Here is a 19,070-nt window from a genome sequence, read left to right as displayed (position 1 = left end):
TCCAAATATATATACCAATAAATTCCATGCCTGTGGCGTGTTCTAGTCGCCCGCCCCCAATAACTCTGCAATGCGGTTATAACGTTGACTCTTATACGTAACTGGCTTGCGGTACGCAAAATTGTTGGGCTGTTGCTCCTGGGGAGATTCATGAATAAACAGCAGCCCTAATTCTGCCATTTCTTTGGTTAACAAAGGATGAGCGGCGCCATGAGCATACACGGCATCCAGTTCCGCTGTCATCTTCTTCAAATAATCAGGGAGTTCCCGGCTTTCCAGGAATTGTTTAGCATCCATAATAAAAGGTCTTTGCTATGAGTGATGGGTTAAAATAATGCTTCTCTACCAGATGCTGCCAGCGAGAAAGGTTAACCGGACAAAGGTAATAACTGTATGGCTATTTAGCGAAAAATGATCCGTTATTTTTTTTATTTCTTCGTCATCGATAAATACGGCAAAAAGCCCGTCGGCAAACGCCTGCAGCGCTGTTTCCTGTGCTTTTTCCCTGTCGGCCTTATGCTCGTTATAGATACTGCCAAAACCGGCTTTACCAGTAGTCACCAGATCGGCTACCTCTCCGCTTGAAAGAAATGGTAAAAGATTTTTCTCCAGGGGTTTACTATTGTAATCAGCTACCTGTTGGGCTACTACGGCAAGCAACAGCTCACGGAGAGATGGATGATCCGGTAAATCTGCTATTTCCAGCATTTGCCTGTCTATCAACGCATGCTTTCTCCCGGGTTGTTTTACACTAATCGTTATTTGCATATCAACGTCACTTTGGGTCCCGGCAAATCTAACGGAAAAACTAATGTATCCCAAGCCATTACTTTGATCTTAACAGGGAAGTAATTAACTTGTTTATCGCAATTGCCCGTCCACCATATGAAACAAACGCTCACCCTTGCCTTACTACTTTTACTGGCAGGCAGCTTTCAGCTGTCGGGACAAATACAGCTGCCTTATATCCTGAACGGCGCTGCCACCCAGCGTACGTGCAACTGCTACATACTAACACCCGATCAGCAAACAACCAGCGGCACGGTATGGAATAAAAATAAAATCAATCTCCGTCAGTCTTTCAACTATGTATTTGATGTAAACCTGGGCTGCAAAGATGATAACGGCGCCGATGGCATCGGGTTTATCCTGCAAACCAAAGGCACCAACCTGGGCGCTACCGGCCAGGGTATTGGTTTCAAAGGCATCTCTCCCTCTCTGGGCGTGATCATCGACACTTACCAGAATAACGATGAGAATGATCCGCCCTTCGATCACCTGGCCATACAGATGGATGGCGTTACCGATCATCACAGTAGTAATAATCTCGCAGGACCGGTTACCGCGCTGGAAAGCAGCAACAATATTGAAGATTGCCAGTGGCACCTGTTCCGCATTCAATGGGATGCGGTACGGCAACAGATGGACGTGAGCATGGATAACGTATTACGGCTTACGCTCAACAAAGACCTGGTGAATGATATCTTTGGCGGTGACGCGGAAGTATACTGGGGCTTCGCCGGTTCTACCGGGGGCTACTCCAACCTGCAGCAGTTTTGCGCTGCCCTGCGGCCTGCATTTAATTTCGATGCGGGGCAGATATTCTGCGACGGCACGCCTATCCAGTTCAAAGACTACTCCAGCTCCTTCGGCGCTATCACCCATTGGTGGTGGGACTTGGGGGACGGAACCTTTTCTGCGGCCCCTCAACCACCGGCACACCTGTACCCCTCGGCGGGGCATTACCAGGTAAAATTGGTAATTGCCGACAACAGCGGCTGTATCTCCGATACCCTGAAAGCGCCTTTTATCGTAGGGGCATACCCGGTAGCCAACTTTGCTCCGGATGTGCTGTGCCTCGGTGGTCGCATGACCATGAGCGATCAAACTTCCATCGCCATAGGCACCCTGAAAAAATGGGAATGGGATTGGGGAGATGGAACTACCAGCAACAGCCAAAACCCTTTGGCGCCCTATGCCACGACCGGCGCCCGTAACATCAGGCTTACCGTTACTTCGGAACAGGGATGCGCAAACGCTGTCGAAAAATCCGTGCTCGTAAGCCAAACACCCACGATCAACGGCAACGGGGAAAATGTATGCCTGGGCAGCAGCACGCATTTCGAAGGGGTTAATCTCACTCCCGCCACACCTATTAACTCCTGGCATTGGGATACGGGCAACCAGGCTACCCTCACAGGCATACAGCCCACTTACCAGTACCCTGACACAGGTCACTACCTGGTACGCCTATACGCTGTGAGCAACGATGGTTGTCCCTCCCCGGAAATTAATATGCCCGTTACCGTTACCGCAGTATATGCCCGCGCCGGCAGAGATACTATCGTGGCCAGCGGGCAACCCCTTCAACTCCAGGCACAATGGGGCGATGACCGCCTGCAATATACCTGGTCGCCCGCCACAGGGCTGAATAATCCCTACATCCCCAACCCGGTGGCCTTACTGCATACAGACCAGACCTATCGCCTTACCCTCGTTTCCCCGGAAGGTTGTCGCGATGAAGACCAGATCAATGTAAAGGTGTATAAAGGTCCGGAGTTTTATGTGCCTAACGCTTTCACGCCTAACAACGATGGGCGCAACGATGTTTTCCGGGTGATTGCTGCCGGCGTGCCGCAACTCGACTTCTTTGTGGTATGGGACCGCTGGGGCCAGGAAGTTTTTCGCAGCAGTAGCCTGACCGGCGACTGGGATGGTACCTGCCAGGGGCATACGGCTCCGGCAGGTACCTATGTATGGATGGTACAGGGCGTAGACTATACAGGCCGGCGATTCAGCAGGAAAGGAACAGTAACGCTAATACGTTAATTGACGCCTACTACCTCATAGCCATATTGACCATTGTTGGAAAACGGCATATAGTAGGTGCCGTTATACACCACATATTGCCGGCCGCTGATGATCACTTCCTGGGCGCCGGCAGGCAGTTCGTATACTATAGCACCCGATGGCGGCGCTACCACCTCGAAAGAGCCGTTGCCATTATCGATATAAAATACGCCACCGTAGTAATAGTAGTTATACCCGCCTACCGATACAGTCGTGTATCCCGACGGCAACGAATAAACGACAGCGCCTACCGGGGCCGGCACTACGGCATAGCCGCCGCCCGATACTGCCGGTGCATAATATACGCCCTGGTCGTAGTAGTACTGGCGTTCCTGGAAACTGATAATAGCCGCGGTAGTTGCCAGTGCTGCTGCCCAAAAGCCTATAGGGTACCAGCTGGGCCCCCAGTAATATGGGCGGTAAGGATGATAGTAATAGGTATAGCGGCCTGGATAAATTCTTCTGGGTGGCTGGTTGATGATCGTTACCCGCCCGCTCCTGTCGCGGTAACGGTTCACCGTGATATATTGCTGGTTAACCTGCACATTTTTATAGTAATACCGGTTAATCTGGGTATTGTTGACGGTCACGCGACCGCTACCGCCTGATTGATGAATCGCAGGTCTGGCTGGCGGAGGCTTCACCCCTGCTCCATTTCCGGGCCTGCCAGATGTCCCTTCTCCGGGGCGTGTAACCGGTACAGTAGGTTTGCCGGGTTGTGATGGTCTTGCTGGCCTGTTCCCGGCAGGTGGATTACCGCCGGGTGTTGCAGGATTTGCTGGCTGCGAAGGTCGTACCGGCCGGTTTTGCGCTGGTGGATTCGCTGGCCGGGTAACTGGCTGTGGTGGCCGTGCCGGGTTATTATGCACCGGTGGATTCGCCGGCCGGGTAACTGGTTGCGAAGGACGAGCGGGCTGTGGAAGCGGTGCAGGCCGCGCCGGGCGGTTCTGCGGTACCGGCTGTGGCGGCCTGACGGCTGGCTGTGCTGGTGTAGCAGCGGGGCGTTGAGGCCTCGCTTGTGGAGGTGGCGACACAGGCCGCGCCGGAGGTGGAGCCGGACGCGGCGACGGTGTGGCCGGACGCGGCTGCTGCGGATCTACTCTTTGTGCATAGCTGTTAATACTGCATATACCTAGCGACAAGAACAGTAACACGGTAACAGAAAATCTGTCAATGGTCAATTGCATAGTTCAGGTTTTACAGATGAGCGCTTTCTATCTATCTAACAACTGCTACGCCTGATTGTTGCAGTCACCCCGTTGCTGCGCCGGCTACAGCTGATCAAATACCTCTTTCAGTATTTCGTAGGAATGCAAACGGGCTTGCTGATCGTAAATATGGGCGGTCGATATCACTTCATCTACCTGGGTATCTGCCAGGAATTGCTGTAAGCCCTGTTGTACAGTGGCTCCGCTGCCGATAAAGGAACAGGAAAGCATTTGCTGCGCGTGTGCGGCCTCATATTCCGTCCATATTCCTTCCATACTATCGATCGGAGGACCCATGCGGCGCAGCTTTCCACGTATGATACCGAGGAAAAGCTGGTAGAAGGAAGTCGCCAGGCGGTTGGCTGCCGCATCGGTATCTGCGGCGATCACATTCACACAAGCCATGGTGTAGGGCTCCTGCAGGTATTCTGAAGGACGGAACCGTTCCCGGTAAATTTTAAGGGCGGCATGCAGCTGTGCCGGTGCAAAATGGCTGGCAAATGCATAAGGCAAGCCCATAGCGGCTGCCAGGTGAGCGCTGTCGGTACTGGAGCCCAATATCCAAATTGGGATGTCCAGACCCTCGCCGGGAATAGCCCTGACGGCGCTGGTATGATTATCGAAAGAAAGGTATTGTTGTAATTCCTCCACCTGCTCAGGGAAATCGTGTCCCGCGCCAAGCCTGTCGCGGCGCAATGCGCGGGCCGTCACCTGGTCGGTGCCCGGCGCCCTGCCCAATCCGAGGTCTATGCGTCCGGGATAAAGGGAAGCCAGCGTACCAAATTGCTCTGCTACAACCAACGGCGCATGATTGGGCAGCATAATACCGCCGGAACCTACCCGGATGGTGCTGGTTCCACCGGCAATATAACCCAGTAAAACAACCGTAGCAGAACTGGCTACACTCACCATGTTATGGTGTTCTGCCATCCAGAATCGTTTATATCCTAATTTTTCAACGTGCTTAGCCAGGCGCATACTATTCTGAAAAGCATCGCTGGGCGTTTGTCCTTCCAATACCGGCGCCAGGTCTAATACCGACAACGGACGTTTTATTCCTTGCTTACTCATACTACAAACTATTTGTTGATTCGTTGTGCTAATTTACAACAATGCCCCTGCCCGAAGGCAGGTTGATAACCTGTAGGTAAGCGAGCAGCCCCGGATAAATGGAGCAGTGGCCTTTTTTAATAAATCAATACAGCCAGCAGGATAATATAGATCACCAGTTTAATGATCCGCCACCGATTGGTACGAAAATGCCGGGGACGCGTGAAATCAATATTAATGCGCTTCATGAAATATTGCAGTTGCCCTCTTTGCAATAATGTCTTTAGCTGCCCCCATTCATTACTGCACCGGATCAACGTCATATAATATCCTACGCTCAGGTCCTTGTAACCCATACCAGCCGCACGGATATAGTTGATCACCATATCGATCAACGGGATAGCCACTAATAATATCAGCCATTTCTGCCAGCTGAGATAAATAAAAAATAACGGAGCACTCAACAAAGCCAGCAGCATCCCTTCTATGGGATTGGGAAATGCGTACCAGCTGAACTGCTTAAAGCGGGACAGCAACAAAGCCATACCGGCCCCGTAGCGCATAAAGCGATCGTAATGCGGCCGGGCATGATTCCACCAGGGATGCGTTACCCGCGCTTCCTTCACACAGGTAAACTGGCTGTGATGCTGCATACTTAGCCTGGCGCCCAGGTCCACATCTTCTCCCCCGCCAATCGCCGATAACTCCGGCGAAAAGCGTAAGTCACTCAACGCACTGCGCCTATACATAATGTTGGCAGTTACGCCCCACATAAACTGATCTTTCTTGTTAGCGATGGTAAATATGCTGGTAAGACCCGCCACCGTTAATGCGCGTGTAAACGAATTTTCCGGCGCCGGAAAATCTGTTAATCCAATAAAACCGATGGCCTCTCTTTTTTCGTTGATTACTTTTACATATTGGAAAAGTAAATCTTCATCTGCTACAATATCATCATCCAGGAATAGTATCCAGCTGCCGTTTCCAGCGTCTATCCCTTTATTGCGGGTTTCACCCGGACCGATATTCTTTGTATTAATAATAAGCTGTATCACACCTTCCTGCGCCATTTGCAGGAGTGTTGCCCCTGGCTTTACACCAGGATTATCTGCCACGATATAATAGTTCACCCGCCATCCGCCCGGTTTCGGCAAGCGAATCAACGGCAATAAAAACTGCTCATCCAATCGGAAGGAAGGGATGATAATATCAATGGAATCAGTACTTGTGAACATAGTGCGCGAAGATAAATAACATTTTTTTCCGTTCCTTAAATGAAAAAAAATATATATTTGCGCCCGAATATTTGTTAACCAGATTAATTATTTAACCCCAATGGAACGAAAACTCGCGTCCGTAGTCGTCGTCGACGACATTGCTTCCATACCAGGCGCAGACATGATAGAAGTAGCCACCGTAAAAGGATGGAAACTGGTTATCAGAAAAGGTGAATTCAAGCCAGGCGATCATGCCGTATATTGCGAAATAGATTCTTTCTTGCCCGTTACACCGGCCTTTGAATTTCTAAGGAAAAGCTCTTACCGGAAAATGGGGGCAACAGCAGGCTTTCGCCTCAAGACAATGAAACTACGTGGACAGATATCCCAGGGCCTTTTGTTGCCTATCAATGTACTCAACACCAATAAGTATGAGCTGGGAGAAGATGTAGCTGCACAGTTGCAGATCGTTAAGTATGAGGCGCCCATACCCGCTGCCCTGGCCGGTATTATGAAAGGCGGATTTCCTTCTTTTATTCCCAAAACGGATGAAGAAAGAATCCAGAACCTGAGTGTCTTTTATGATACCTACCTGTCACATACCTGCTTTGTAACAGAAAAGCTGGATGGCTCTTCTGTTACCTATTATCACCACAACGGGGAATTTGGCGTATGCTCCCGTAACCTGGAGCTGACCGATACCCCGGAGAATACGCTCTGGAAGATGGCAAGAAAGCTGGATATAGCCGGAAAACTGGCAGCAATCGGAAAGAATATCGCCTTGCAGGGAGAAATGATTGGGGAAGGCATTCAGGGTAATCCGTATGCTTTGCATGGACAGGCCGTTTACTTCTTCAATGCATTCAACATCGACACGCAGGAATACCTGTCTATGCCCGATTTCCTGGCGCTTATCAACGACAGCGGCTTACAGCATGTACCGCTACTGGATAGCGCTTTCCAGCTGCCAGCAACAATTGATGCGCTGCTCGCCCAGGCCGAAGGCTCTTCCGTGCTGAGCTCCGATCATCACAAAGTAGAACGCGAAGGACTGGTCATCCGTTCAGCCGACCGGCGTGTATCTTTCAAAGTGATATCCAATAAATTCTTGTTGGAAGAAAGATAGTTGCAAAAGCAGCGTCCATAAAAAAAGGGGTGGTAAGAATACCTCCCCTTTAATATTTTAAACTATCCTATGAAAACCTGATGTAAAGATATACCCATTACCGGTAGTTTAAACAGGAATTTGGTGAACGCCTTATTATTGTCGGTGAATGCGCTAAAAAGACATGCGTTAACCAACACTTAACAATTGTACACTACTACTAAAATGAAGGGGAGAAAATACCGGTGATATCATCACGAAATTTGGGACATGAAAAAGGGGGTGGCAAGACTACCTCCCCCTTAATATTTTAACCTATCCTATGAAAACCTGTTATAAAGATACACTCATCTGTAATACGTACTAATGTGAACTTCGTGAATGCATCATTATTTCAAGGGAATGTATCAAATAGACCTGCCTTAACCAATGATTAACACAAAGCATCATAAGCTTCCGCCATTTCACAGTTCGCCAAAACCCTGTAACCGCGAGCATTCCAGGGCATAAAAAAAGGGATGGTAAGAATACCTCCCCTTTTATATTTTAACCATATCCTATGAAAAACCTGATACAAAGATAACGACCCACATCATTGCTAAATAGTCTTTTCCGTGAAAGCATTATTATAACTCGTGAATGCATGATATCGGTCAGCATTAACCGGTAATTAACTTAAGATTTGAAATTCAACGGTGATAAAGATGCTTGCAACAGAAATTATCATTCTGATAGAACATAGACGTATAGGGAATTTCAGGGCATAAAAAAAGAGGTGATAAGAATATCTCCTCTTTAATTTTTTAACCATATCCTATGAAAAACCTGATACAAAGATAGACGCATACCTCATAGTGAATTTACTTTTTCCGTGAACGCATCATTATAACTCGTAAACGTACGATATCTGCATGCATCAATAAATATTCGCAAAATGACAGGTGAAAGAAAACGTTTAAACAACACTTGCAAAAGAAAGTAGCATCCAGTACAACACTTTACCACACTACATTTCAGGGCATAAAAAAAGGAGTGGCAAGACTACCTCTCCTTTAATATTTTAACCATATCCTATGAAAAACCTGATACAAAGATAATCACATGCATCACAGGGCAATTACTTTTTCCGTGAACGCTTCATTATAATTCGTAAACGTTCCATATTCGCAAACATGCATGATCTCCATGTGTAAGTATCGTAGAGAAGGCGTTAAAGCAACGCTTTAAAAAACAGCTCTCTGGCTATCTTTCAGGGCATAAAAAAAGAGGTGGTAAGAATACCTCCCCTTTAATATTTTTAACCATATCCTATGAAAAACCGATGCAAAGATATATTCATAGACGTTAGCTATACGCTTAATTTGGCAAACGCTTTATTATTGTCCGTGAACGTCGCAGATTAGTTGATGTTAACCAATCATTAACAAAAACAGCCACTAGTTGCCAAGGGTTTTCAATGCCAGGTAAGACATCAGGCCTGCGCCGGTTTCCAGCGATTGTTCATCGGCGTCGAAAGTAGCGGTGTGTAAGCCCGATACAATGCCCCTGGCCTCATTACGTACCCCTAAGCGGTAAAAACAGGCATCGGCTACCTGCGAATAGGACGCAAAGTCTTCCGCCGCCATCCAGATGTCGAGGTCAGTGACCCGTTCGGCTCCCAGGAAATCGACTGCATGCGCCCTGCTGGCAGCCGTCAGCTTGTCTTCATTGATCAACACAGGATATCCGCGTTCAATTTTAATATCGCAACTCCCTTCCATGCTTTCTGCAATGGATATGGCCATTTTTTTAATCTTTTCATGTGCCGCCTTACGCCAGTTTTCATCCAGCGAACGGAAAGTGCCTTCCAGTCTCACCTCATCCGGGATCACGTTACTGGCGCCATTGGCAATCATCTTACCGAAAGACAATACCGAAGGTGATAAAGGATTGGCGCGGCGACTGACAATCTGCTGCAGTGCAATTACCATATGACTGGCAATCAGCACCGGGTCTATACCCAGGTGAGGCATGGCGCCATGGCCCCCTTTTCCTTTTACGGTGATGGTAATTTCGTCGTTGCTGGCCATGTAACAGCCCGCGCGAAATCCCACCATCCCTACCGGTAGCTCCGGCATTACATGCTGCCCCAGTACATGGTGTGGCCGTGGATTTTCCAGCACGCCCGCCTTAATCAGCAAGCTGGCTCCGCCAGGGATGACTTCTTCTGCCGGCTGAAAGATAAATTTCACCGTACCGGAAAACTCCGGCCTCATCCGACTGAGGATGCCTGCTACCCCCAGCAGGGAAGCGGTATGAACATCATGGCCACAGGCATGCATCACCCCGTTGTTCCGTGAGCGATACGACACCTCATTCAACTCATAAATGGGTAAGGCATCAATGTCTGCCCGCAAAGCCACCACCCGGTCAGATGGCGCCGCAGTGCCCTCCAATAAAGCAACGATGCCGGTATCAGCCATCCTTTCAAAAGGAATCTGAAGCGCCTGCAGTTTTTCTTCAATAAAAACCGCCGTCTGGTATTCCCGGTAGGAAAGTTCTGGATGCGTATGCAGGTGGCGCCGGTTGGCAGTGGCCTCCCCCAGCAAACTGCTGGCTAATTCCCGGATTCGTTCTTTAAGCATGTGACAATAATTTTTTTATGCTGTCTTGTGATAAAAATTCTTTGATAAAGCTATCATCTGTCAGATGCGGGTAGGCCGCAGTTACCCGGTCGATCTCCGCTGCCTGCCCGGGAGATAGTACTTCGTGATCTTCCAGGCACCAGGTACCCTCCAGCAATCCCTGTCTCCTTAATACTTCATGTATCCCGGCGATAGAGCCCCTGAAAGCATGGGAAGGATCAAAAATGGCAGCATTCATATCTGTTACCGCCGTCCCCTCCTTCAACAACACCCCCGCATCTTTATAATCCTCAATGATACAATTTTTTATCTGCCCAAACAGGCCGGCCACTTTTTGCGTCCATACTGACCAATGTCCCAGCAGGCCGCCGGCAAATCCCTTCTCTACCACTTTCCCGTTTACCTGGAAACGGTAAATGGTAAGCAGGTCAGCCACGATATTATCGTCGTTGCCGGTGTACAAAGCAATTTCGCCGGGGCGGGACGAACAGGCTACGGCCCTCACTACATCCAGGGTCTGATAGCGGTTAAAAGGAGCTGTTTTAATGGCTTTCACCCCTGGGATCTCTACCAGTTGTTCCCAAAAGGAATAACTTAAAATACGACCGCCTACAGATGGTTGCAGGTAAAATCCAAACACGGGAATTACGGCTGCCACCTCCCGCACATGGGCCAGCAGTTCGGCTTCTGAATGCTGCTGTAATCCACCTAAACTCAATAAGCCAATATGATAACCGTACTTCAGGGCCAGCCTGGCTTCTGCAACCGCCTGGGGTGTGGGCCCGCAAATACCCGCTACTTTGATAAAGGGCCGGTCGAGCCCGGCAGCGGCAATTTCCTCCGCCGCGAACCTCAATACCGGCTCCAGGAGGTTTATATCCGGCCGGCGAATGGCAAATTGGGTAGTATGCACCCCCACGGCCACCCCACCCACGCCACTGGCGATATAATAGCGCGTGAGCAGGCGTTGTCTTTGTTCATTTAACTGGCGTTGCTCCGTCAATGCCAGCGGATGGGCGGGAATAATGGTCCCGCTATGTAATAATTGTTCAACTGCAGCTTCCATTGTAATTCTTTTAGTGAATGCACTTAATACTGGCCCTCTCTTTCCTGAAAATGTGTTTCCTTCTGTATCGTGCGACCACCTTGTTCCAGCCAGGCCGCTGTTAAACCGATCATTTGTTTCAGCGACACCTTGGGGTAGCCGAACAAACGGAAGCTTTCTGCAGCATTGCTCAGCAAAGCCGTAGGCTGTTCCTCCCCGGTGAATTGCGGCGTTTTGCCGAATAACTTTCCGAACTCCCGGGCAATCCACTTCACCGGCGCGGTTTCCGGCCCGGTGATATTTAATAATTTAGCCGGTGCAGCGCAATGCAACAAACCTCTCAACGCCATTTCATTGGCATCACCCTGCCAGATCACGTTCACATGCCCCATGCGGATATCGATGGGCCGCTCCTCCCTGACCGCCTTGGCTATTTCCAGTAATACGCCGTAGTGCAGGTCGTTGGCATAGTTGAGCCGGTATACCAGCAACGGTGTCTGGTATTTCCCCGAGAAATGCTGGAAGATACGTTCCCGGCCCAGGCAGGACTGTCCATATTCACCCAGGGGCGATGCCGCGGTACTTTCGTCAGCCCCGCCGCCAGCTACCGGTGTAAAGGGATATACATTGCCGGTAGAATATACCACGATGCGGGAATGCCTATACTTTTCGGCCACCCTGCCCGGCAGGTACGTATTCATGGCCCAGGTAAAGGCTTCTTTGCCGGTAGTCCCGAACTTGGTTCCCGCCAGGTACAATACATTCTCCACGTCTGGCAAGGCCTGCAGGTCGGCATCATTCATCAGGTCGGCCGCAATGGCTTCAATGCCATCCTGTTCCAGTTGTTCTTTCAGCCCCGGCTCCGTGAGCCGGGATACGCCAATAACGCGCTTCTTCACGCCTGCACGGTCAATGGCCTGCCTGGCCAGCTTAGCCAGGCTGGGGCCAATTTTCCCGCCTACGCCCAAAATCAGGATATCTCCTTCCAACGCGGCCATATCTGCCACCAATGCAGCAGAGGGTTGCAGCAGGCTGTCAACCAAAGTTTCCAATTGTTTCATGTTATATTTATTTTCCGGAAGATGTGATACAGTGTTACGACCGGTTCCAGTATCTCAACCGGTAACCATAAAAGGCGTAAAACACCAGGTACAAATAGCAGGGAAATATATGCCCCAGCAATCTTACTTCACCATGGAGACAGTATCGCGTTGACCCAGGTAACGAAGCCGAAAACAAAGAACGGTAAGCCTACTATCAATATCGAAATAACGGTCTCCCGATGGCTGAGCGATCCCGCCGCTACGGTAGCAGTATGTTGTGTCATGGCAATTATTTTTACAGCAACCAGTTATAACGTAGGCTCCCATCCTGGCTGATACTCCCGCTGCCACAGCTTTTGCGCCGCCGCATCGTTGAGTATATGCCCATTGGTGGCATCAATATGCAGTGTATTACCGCTGCGCAGCGCAATATTACCCAGCTGGCAGAGCAAGGTGCTCTGGTATCCGCTGAGGATATCGGCATTTAAAGCTGTACCCTTGCGGATGCCGTCAAAGAAATTATGAATATGTAACGCGTCCAGCGTTTCCGCAGGATTGGTGCGGTTGCGCGGATCAATTACCACATCGTTGTTCACCGTCTTTACGATCTTATTATCGAGATCATAAATCGTATAGGCATTACCGTCTATCACGAGTGATCCTTTTTCCCCATAAAAGATAACACCTACGGAATTACCTTCTATGTTACGCCCGTTGCAACTGCGGCCCTCCCAGGTCATAAGGGTATTGTTAGGAAATTCCAGCGTGATCACCTGGGTATCCGGTGTTTCCCAATCATCTTTATATCGGTAACGGCCCCCCGAAGAAGTAACACGGTTGGGATAATCTACACCCAGTCCCCAACGCATAAGATCGATCATATGCGTGCCGTTGTTCAGCGCTTCGCCGGTGCCCCAGTTCCAGAACCAATGCCAGTTGTAATGCACCAGGTTGTCTTTGAATGCGCGGCGGGGTGCGGGCCCCTGCCATAGGTCGTAGTTCAGCCACTCCGGTACCGGCGCTTCCTTTCCAAAGCCAATCGACTCCCGGTTATTGGTATACCAGCCTTTGGCAAAATAAGCCCTGCCAATCGTGCCGTCTTTCACTTCCTTGATGGCCGCCATCACATTGGGCCAGGACCTGCGCTGGTTACCCATTTGTATGACGGTTTTATACTTTTGAGATACCTTTACCAGGAGCTCTCCTTCATGGGGATTATGACTGCATGGCTTTTCCAGGTATACATGTTTTCCGGCTTTGGCAGCAAGAATAGCGGCAGGTGCATGCCAGTGATCAGGCGCTGCTATCACCAGCGCATCCATGTGCGGATTCTCCAGCGCCTTCCTGAAATCGGGTACCGCTGCAGGTTTCAGCTGGGAAATTTTATACACGCTGTCAATACACCTGGCCGCTGCCCGGCTATCTACATCTGATACAGCTACAATTTCACAATTGGCTTGTTTGGCATAGTTACCCGCCAACGCCAGGCCGCGGGAGTTAACGCCCATCATGCCAATGCGGATACGGTCGTTGGCGCCCATTATCCGGGCATAGCTCTTTGCGCTCAACCCAGGAATCAAACCGCTCAATGTGATGGCGGCCGTTCCTTGGGCCGTTTTCTTAATGAAGTCTCTACGGGATGCTGACATACTCAGTGATTTTGGTAGTGGAATTGACTATTATTTCTTGTCTCTTTTAGCTTTCCGGTATATTTCTTCCAGTTGTACCGGCGCACCGTTTCTGCGCTTGCTTTCCTCAGCCGCCTCCATAAAGGCCAGTATCTCCAGCGTTTCTTCCGGCTTCACAGGCGAAACGCCTGTCCGGAAAAAGGTGGCTATCTGCTGCAACAGCAGGTCATATCCCTTGAAGGGCCCCAGCAACATACTTCCCTTTTCACCAAATACACGCCCGCCGAAATCATCTGGACCACTACGGGTACCCCGGAAAGTCCCGATACGATCGTCGCCCCAGACGCCTACCACCACATCGGTGTCCCCCGTATGAAAGCGGGTCACGGTCTTGCAACCAGTTCCCATCACGGTATAAAGCGTTTCTATACCGTGAATGCCATACCAGTATAAATCGGGATGTGTTTTTTCAATGGCGGCGGGACTGTAAGTATCGGCACCCAACACTTTGCCAATAGCGCCTTCTTTAGCTACCTTTTGCGCGCTCTCCATGAAACGCAGTGACGACGCGGAAAACACAGGAGCATGGTATTTTTCTGCGGCGGTAAAGATGGCCATACCATCTGCCAGCGAGGCTGCCAGCGGTTTATCGATAAATATTTTCTTCCCTGCCTGCAGTACCGGCAATGCCTGGGTCAGGTGTGGTCTTCCATCGTTGGACTCAAGCAATACCACGTCTGCTTTCTCTAACAACGCAGCAATGGAGTCCACGATCTCTACTCCCATCTTTTTCACGTCTTCTATGAATCCGGGTAAGCGCTTCTGATTCAACGCAATATCCGGACTCGTTTGCGGGAACGCCACTACCACCTTCATGCCTTCCAGTCCGGGTACCGGTGTACTGCTATTAAATGCTTTTGTAAAGGCAATAGCGTGTGTGGTATCCAATCCAATAATACCAATACGGATAACGGGATCTATTGGTGTTCGTCCATACAGGGAATACCAGCTACCCAGTAAGCCCGCTCCTACTCCAGCGATAGCGGCATTGCGGATAAACTTCCGGCGATTAAAGTCTGTTATCATGGTACCCTATTTTATTCTCTTTGCGATGGCTAATGCCTGCGTGGTAGTGTAATACTTGGCCAGCATCCCGGGTACTTCCCAGGCAGGCATATGGCCCGACCGGATGTATTGCAGAAATTGCTGCATTACCTGCGCAAACAGCGACTCATGCTGAGTGGCATACTGTTGTGGAATCACTACCTCCCAGGCCTCTCCCGCCGATTTTAGCGCAATACCGGGGTACTGCCGTTCCACTCGCTGAAACGCCGCTTTCATTTGCTGCGTGTAAGCGGTATCCGTCGATACCGGTACGATGTATAAAACCGGCTTATAATTTTGTTCTTTGTCCTGGCGGATTACCAGGGAAGCTTTACTCCCACGGATCTGTGAGTAGTGCGTATCCCCTGTGCCTGCCGGCGCCTCATAATCCCATTGTACGGCAATGCGGGCATGTACGCCGCAAATGGTATAATCAAAAGCACCATTGGCATATACGTTTAATAAGCTATCCTTATCAACAGCCGCCTGCAGGGTAGGTGTAAACTGCCGTTCTCCTGTTACATCGCTATATTGCTGCAAGGTCATCACAGTAGGCCAGGTGGTAGCACTATTTACCTGGATATCTTTTTGATAGTCCAGCACTTTTTCGGGAAAACAGGTCCATTGCACCAGGTCTACCAGGTGCGTGGTTACATCTGTAATACCTTCTCCCTGCTGCTTTACATCCATATACCAGGAAGGGCGAACCAGGGTTTTACCGGCAACTGTTTTCTTGAAATGATGTACGCTCTTCTTGATCACCGCCGGCTCCCCGGCGGTGCCTTTCTCCAGTGTACCAAATAACGCAGGCAACTGGGATAGCGCCCTTTGCAATACATTATGAATGTCATAGCGCTCCGTCATCACATCCATCAACTGCAAGTGGTTGGCAGCAGCTTCTGTAAAGGCAGCACGCAGGGAGTCAAACCCGGCGGCATCAATAGCCATGGGCTTATCGGCAAATACATGCATGCCAGCGTGAACGGCGCGGCGTATGTACAGTGGCTTCAGGCGGTTATTACCAGCCAGCACCACGATATTTCCCCGAGGGCATAACAACATTTTCTCCAGGTAGTCGGCGCCGGTGTGCACCTGGGTGGTCCAGTGGACAGCCGGGCTATCAGGCCGGTTATAGGCCGCCACTTGTTGCAGGTATTGCTGTACTCCCGGGCCTTCCGGGGCAAATACACGTATAATGGAATCTACATCCGGATACATTTGCTGTTGTACCATGGACGCGTGGAAATGACCTGGATCAAGGGCTATCAGTTGCATGGGCATTTGCTTCTTTTGCTGATGAGTGCAAGACAACAGCGATAATGCTGCGATACCAATAAAGATAATGCTTTGCTTCATCGGGTTATTTTTTTTCATTGAGAACGTTACCGGCCCCGCGTGCTCTTGTTTGCGCTACTACGGAAACGGCTATACTATCCTGGTGGTTGCCCCAACTGGTACGGATATACGACAACACTGCCGCAATATCTTCATCGGCTAAAAATCCAAATGCAGGCATTTGTTCACCGTAGCGGCTGTTCTTTGCTTTATCCGCCCCCGTACGGTCTTTGATCACCGTTTGTATTAACGGCGCAGCGGCGCCGTTTACAAACGGGTTTTGGTCCAGTGCCGGGAAAGATCCGGGCACGCCTTTACCGTCTGGCTTATGACAGGCTTCACAGTAACTTTTATACACCACAGCGCCTTTCGATGCAACGGCAACTACCGGCATGGTGGCCTTTTCTACCGGGATATTAGCCGGCAGGTGCTCTCCCGCTTCCAACGCATGCAGGCGGATAATCCGGTCGTCATGCGGTAAGGGAAAGCCCTTTCCCGGGTTCCAGTCCCGGTTACTGGTAGCTATGTATATATCCCCTTCCGGCGACACGCAGATATCACGTATCCTTCCAAACTTCCCGGAGAAATAAATTGTTTCCCGGGTAATTGTACCGGCTGCATGATTAAGCTTCAATACCCGCAGGCTGGCTGCTTTCAAGGTACCCAGTAAAATACTGTTTTGCCATTCCGGTATCCGGGCGGATCCATAGTAGTCAATGCCCGCGGGTGCTATGGTGGGCGTCCACGCTTTAAGCGGAGGTGTAAACGGGAAAGAATCGGCATAAGCTTTTTCGCCGGCCCGGTCTGCGTATCCTTCAACTCCCGGCCATCCATAGAATGCCTTTTTCCGGATGAGATTCACTTCATCGTCGGTGGCATCGCCGTGTTCGGAGGCAAATAAATGGCCTTGTGGCGTGTATACCAGTCCCTGTATATTCCGGTGTCCTCTCGACCATACCGGGCTGCCTGGGTACGGATTATCGGCCGGGATACTGCCATCAAAATTCAGTCGCAGTGTTTTTCCATTAATGGAAGCGGTATCCGGCGCATTAAGGCCATTGGCGGCGTCGCCAGTAGACAATATTACTTTTCCATCGGGAGATATGGCTACGCGTGAGCCGTTATGCCCCGTATTGCCGGGCAATTCCAGCAATACCAGCGGGTCTTTCAGCGTATCGGCGGTGTAGGTATATCTCACCAACCGTGATACAATCGACGAATCCTTATTGAGATGGGTATAGTCCACGAACACATAAGGCTGCGCTTTATCGGCTGATACCGCCATCCCCAACAGGCCCAGGGTACGCTGCCGGTATACTTCCGGGATGGTGAGCAATAGCTTTTTCCGCCCCGTATGCAGATCTACTTTGCTGATGGTACCACCCTGCTCCGTAAACCATATCTGGCTATCAGGCCCCCAGGCTATTTCCCAGGGAACATTTAAGTCGGAAATGATCGTACTGATACCTACTTTGGTGGAATCCAGCTGTAGTATCCCTTCCAGCGGCTGCTCAAATGCTGCCCCACGGTGGCAGCTGGCCAGCATTCCCGCTCCTGCTGCGAGCAGGAGCATCCATCCGTTTGTGATAAGCTGTTTCATATCTCTCTTAAAAGAATAAAGTGATGGCATTGCTGATGGCTAATCCCAGCATCACGAGCAAACCTATGCTCCCTGCGATATTTACAAATAGGTTGTTTTTCAGCGGACCCATTATTGCAACATCATTGGCCACCAGGAACAGTGCAATACCGATGAAAGGCACAATGAAGATGGTGACCGCCTGCGCCAGCACAATTAGTTCCAGTGGCAGTTTACCAAATATGATGGCTACGCTGGCGCCTATCAGCATGATAACGGCAATGAATAAACGTACCATCTTTGAATTGAGCTGTCCCCCAAATCCCAATGCATCGCCCAGCAGCGTACCACCTAGGGCGGCATTACCCAGCAGGGAAGAAAAAGAAGCGCCAAAGAGTCCCACGAGAAACATGCCTGCGGCAGCATTGCCGAAAACGGGTTCCAGCGCTTTAGCCATATCAGTGGCAGTTGTAATTTTAATGTTGGCAGGATGCAGTACCGTGGCGGCGCAAATCATGACGGTTGCGCTCATAAACCCCAGTATCAGCATACCAGGTAAGGTTTCTCTTCCTGTTTGCATTACCTCCGGGCGTACCCGTTTTCTTTCCTGTACCAGGTATGACTGGTAGATAGCCCCTACGATAGAAAAGCAAGAGGCCATAAAGGCGATGATCAGTTGCTGTGATCCAGCGGGTACTTGTGGTACGAAACCTGTCGCCACAGCGGATACCGCCGGCTTAGCCAGTGTCATGGTTACGATAAAAGCCACCAGCATCATGATTATCAGCGTGATCATAATCTTCTCCAGTTTCTTATAAAACCCGCGGAAAAACAGGATACCGATGCCGAGTACATTACATACCACGATCCAAATTTCTTTGGAAGTATGAGTGGCCTCTGCCAACGTAATGCCGGCACCAATGGAGTTACCTGCCTGGAAAGAGGCCGTCACCAGGAAAACACCCACGCCAATGCCTATACGCGCTGGCATCCCCCATTTGCTGCTGATGGTACTGAGCAGCGATTGCTGCGTGGCAATCCCTACCCTGGCCGCCATCATCGTAAAAATGATCATAAAGAAGATGGCTACGGCTACGATCCACAACAGGGAAAATCCGTAATTGGCGCCCATGATAGAGGCAATGGTCACCTTACTGGGACCAAATACCAGCGCAGCGGTAATTAATCCCGGCCCGAGCGACTGCCACCAGCCTTTTGTTTGCTGCCTAACCGTAGGACTACCGGGTATTTGCGTTTGTGTTACTGACATAGCTGACTATTT

16 protein-coding genes are annotated in these 19,070 nt (G+C 50.1%); 2 read left to right on the top strand and 14 right to left on the bottom strand.

Annotated features, from left to right (window positions below; all coding sequences use genetic code 11):
• Positions 1-42: 42 nt before the first annotated feature.
• A complete protein-coding gene (locus tag HGH90_RS11430; RefSeq protein ID WP_169191125.1) occupies positions 43-297 on the bottom strand; it encodes a hypothetical protein in 255 nt (84 codons plus the stop codon).
• Between the two features lie 45 nt (positions 298-342).
• Positions 343-768, bottom strand: coding sequence for a hypothetical protein (locus HGH90_RS11425; protein WP_169191124.1), 426 nt, complete (start codon positions 766-768; stop codon positions 343-345).
• 117 nt (positions 769-885) lie between these two features.
• Here HGH90_RS11425 and HGH90_RS11420 point away from each other — a divergent pair, with 117 nt between their 5' ends.
• Complete coding sequence (locus HGH90_RS11420; RefSeq protein WP_169191123.1) at positions 886-2,829, top strand: lectin-like domain-containing protein; 1,944 nt, start codon at positions 886-888, stop codon at positions 2,827-2,829.
• Here the strand turns inward: HGH90_RS11420 and HGH90_RS11415 are convergent.
• The 3 genes from HGH90_RS11415 to HGH90_RS11405 form a co-directional block, all read right to left on the bottom strand.
• Entirely contained in the window at positions 2,826-4,037 is a 1,212-nt protein-coding gene (locus HGH90_RS11415; protein WP_168762582.1) for a DUF6515 family protein, read from the bottom strand. The genes HGH90_RS11420 and HGH90_RS11415 overlap by 4 nt on opposite strands.
• Positions 4,038-4,121: 84 nt before the next feature.
• Positions 4,122-5,129: an LLM class flavin-dependent oxidoreductase gene (locus HGH90_RS11410; protein ID WP_169191122.1), complete on the bottom strand. Its 1,008-nt coding sequence runs from the start codon at positions 5,127-5,129 to the stop codon at positions 4,122-4,124.
• Positions 5,130-5,245: 116 nt separating this feature from the next.
• Positions 5,246-6,343 (bottom strand): glycosyltransferase family 2 protein, encoded by a 1,098-nt coding sequence (locus HGH90_RS11405; RefSeq protein ID WP_169191121.1) that lies wholly within the window; start codon positions 6,341-6,343, stop codon positions 5,246-5,248.
• 100 nt (positions 6,344-6,443) lie between these two features.
• On the opposite strand from HGH90_RS11405, the gene HGH90_RS11400 reads away from it, so the two are divergent.
• Positions 6,444-7,451, top strand: coding sequence for an RNA ligase (ATP) (locus tag HGH90_RS11400; RefSeq protein ID WP_169191120.1), 1,008 nt, complete (start codon positions 6,444-6,446; stop codon positions 7,449-7,451).
• Between the two features lie 1,415 nt (positions 7,452-8,866).
• Here the strand turns inward: HGH90_RS11400 and HGH90_RS11395 are convergent.
• The 9 genes from HGH90_RS11395 to HGH90_RS11355 form a co-directional block, all read right to left on the bottom strand.
• The gene (locus tag HGH90_RS11395; RefSeq protein WP_168762578.1) at positions 8,867-10,054 is read right to left on the bottom strand and encodes a M20 family metallopeptidase; all 1,188 of its coding nucleotides are present in this window, start codon (positions 10,052-10,054) and stop codon (positions 8,867-8,869) included.
• Positions 10,047-11,120 carry a dihydrodipicolinate synthase family protein gene (locus HGH90_RS11390; RefSeq protein ID WP_169191119.1) on the bottom strand — a complete coding sequence of 358 codons (1,074 nt, stop codon included), beginning with the start codon at positions 11,118-11,120 and terminating at the stop codon, positions 10,047-10,049. Before HGH90_RS11390 ends, HGH90_RS11395 begins: the two co-directional genes overlap by 8 nt.
• A 23-nt stretch (positions 11,121-11,143) precedes the next feature.
• Positions 11,144-12,160: an NAD-dependent epimerase/dehydratase family protein gene (locus HGH90_RS11385; RefSeq protein WP_168762576.1), complete on the bottom strand. Its 1,017-nt coding sequence runs from the start codon at positions 12,158-12,160 to the stop codon at positions 11,144-11,146.
• 128 nt (positions 12,161-12,288) lie between these two features.
• Entirely contained in the window at positions 12,289-12,426 is a 138-nt protein-coding gene (locus tag HGH90_RS11380; RefSeq protein WP_211092877.1) for a hypothetical protein, read from the bottom strand.
• Between the two features lie 24 nt (positions 12,427-12,450).
• Positions 12,451-13,791, bottom strand: coding sequence for a Gfo/Idh/MocA family protein (locus tag HGH90_RS11375; protein ID WP_168762575.1), 1,341 nt, complete (start codon positions 13,789-13,791; stop codon positions 12,451-12,453).
• 30 nt (positions 13,792-13,821) lie between these two features.
• Positions 13,822-14,856, bottom strand: a complete 1,035-nt coding sequence (locus HGH90_RS11370) for a Gfo/Idh/MocA family protein (protein ID WP_169191118.1) — start codon at positions 14,854-14,856, stop codon at positions 13,822-13,824.
• Between the two features lie 6 nt (positions 14,857-14,862).
• Positions 14,863-16,230: a putative oxidoreductase C-terminal domain-containing protein gene (locus tag HGH90_RS11365; protein ID WP_169191117.1), complete on the bottom strand. Its 1,368-nt coding sequence runs from the start codon at positions 16,228-16,230 to the stop codon at positions 14,863-14,865.
• Between the two features lie 4 nt (positions 16,231-16,234).
• A complete protein-coding gene (locus HGH90_RS11360) occupies positions 16,235-17,809 on the bottom strand; it encodes a PQQ-dependent sugar dehydrogenase (protein WP_211172621.1) in 1,575 nt (524 codons plus the stop codon).
• Positions 17,810-17,816: 7 nt separating this feature from the next.
• Positions 17,817-19,058: an Nramp family divalent metal transporter gene (locus HGH90_RS11355; protein ID WP_168762572.1), complete on the bottom strand. Its 1,242-nt coding sequence runs from the start codon at positions 19,056-19,058 to the stop codon at positions 17,817-17,819.
• Between the last annotated feature and the right edge of the window lie 12 nt (positions 19,059-19,070).

It is taken from the genome of Chitinophaga sp. Ak27, from assembly GCF_012726295.1.
Taxonomy (GTDB): domain Bacteria; phylum Bacteroidota; class Bacteroidia; order Chitinophagales; family Chitinophagaceae; genus Chitinophaga.
Note: the sequence above shows the minus strand (reverse complement) of the source record. Positions and strands in the feature narration are given on the sequence as shown.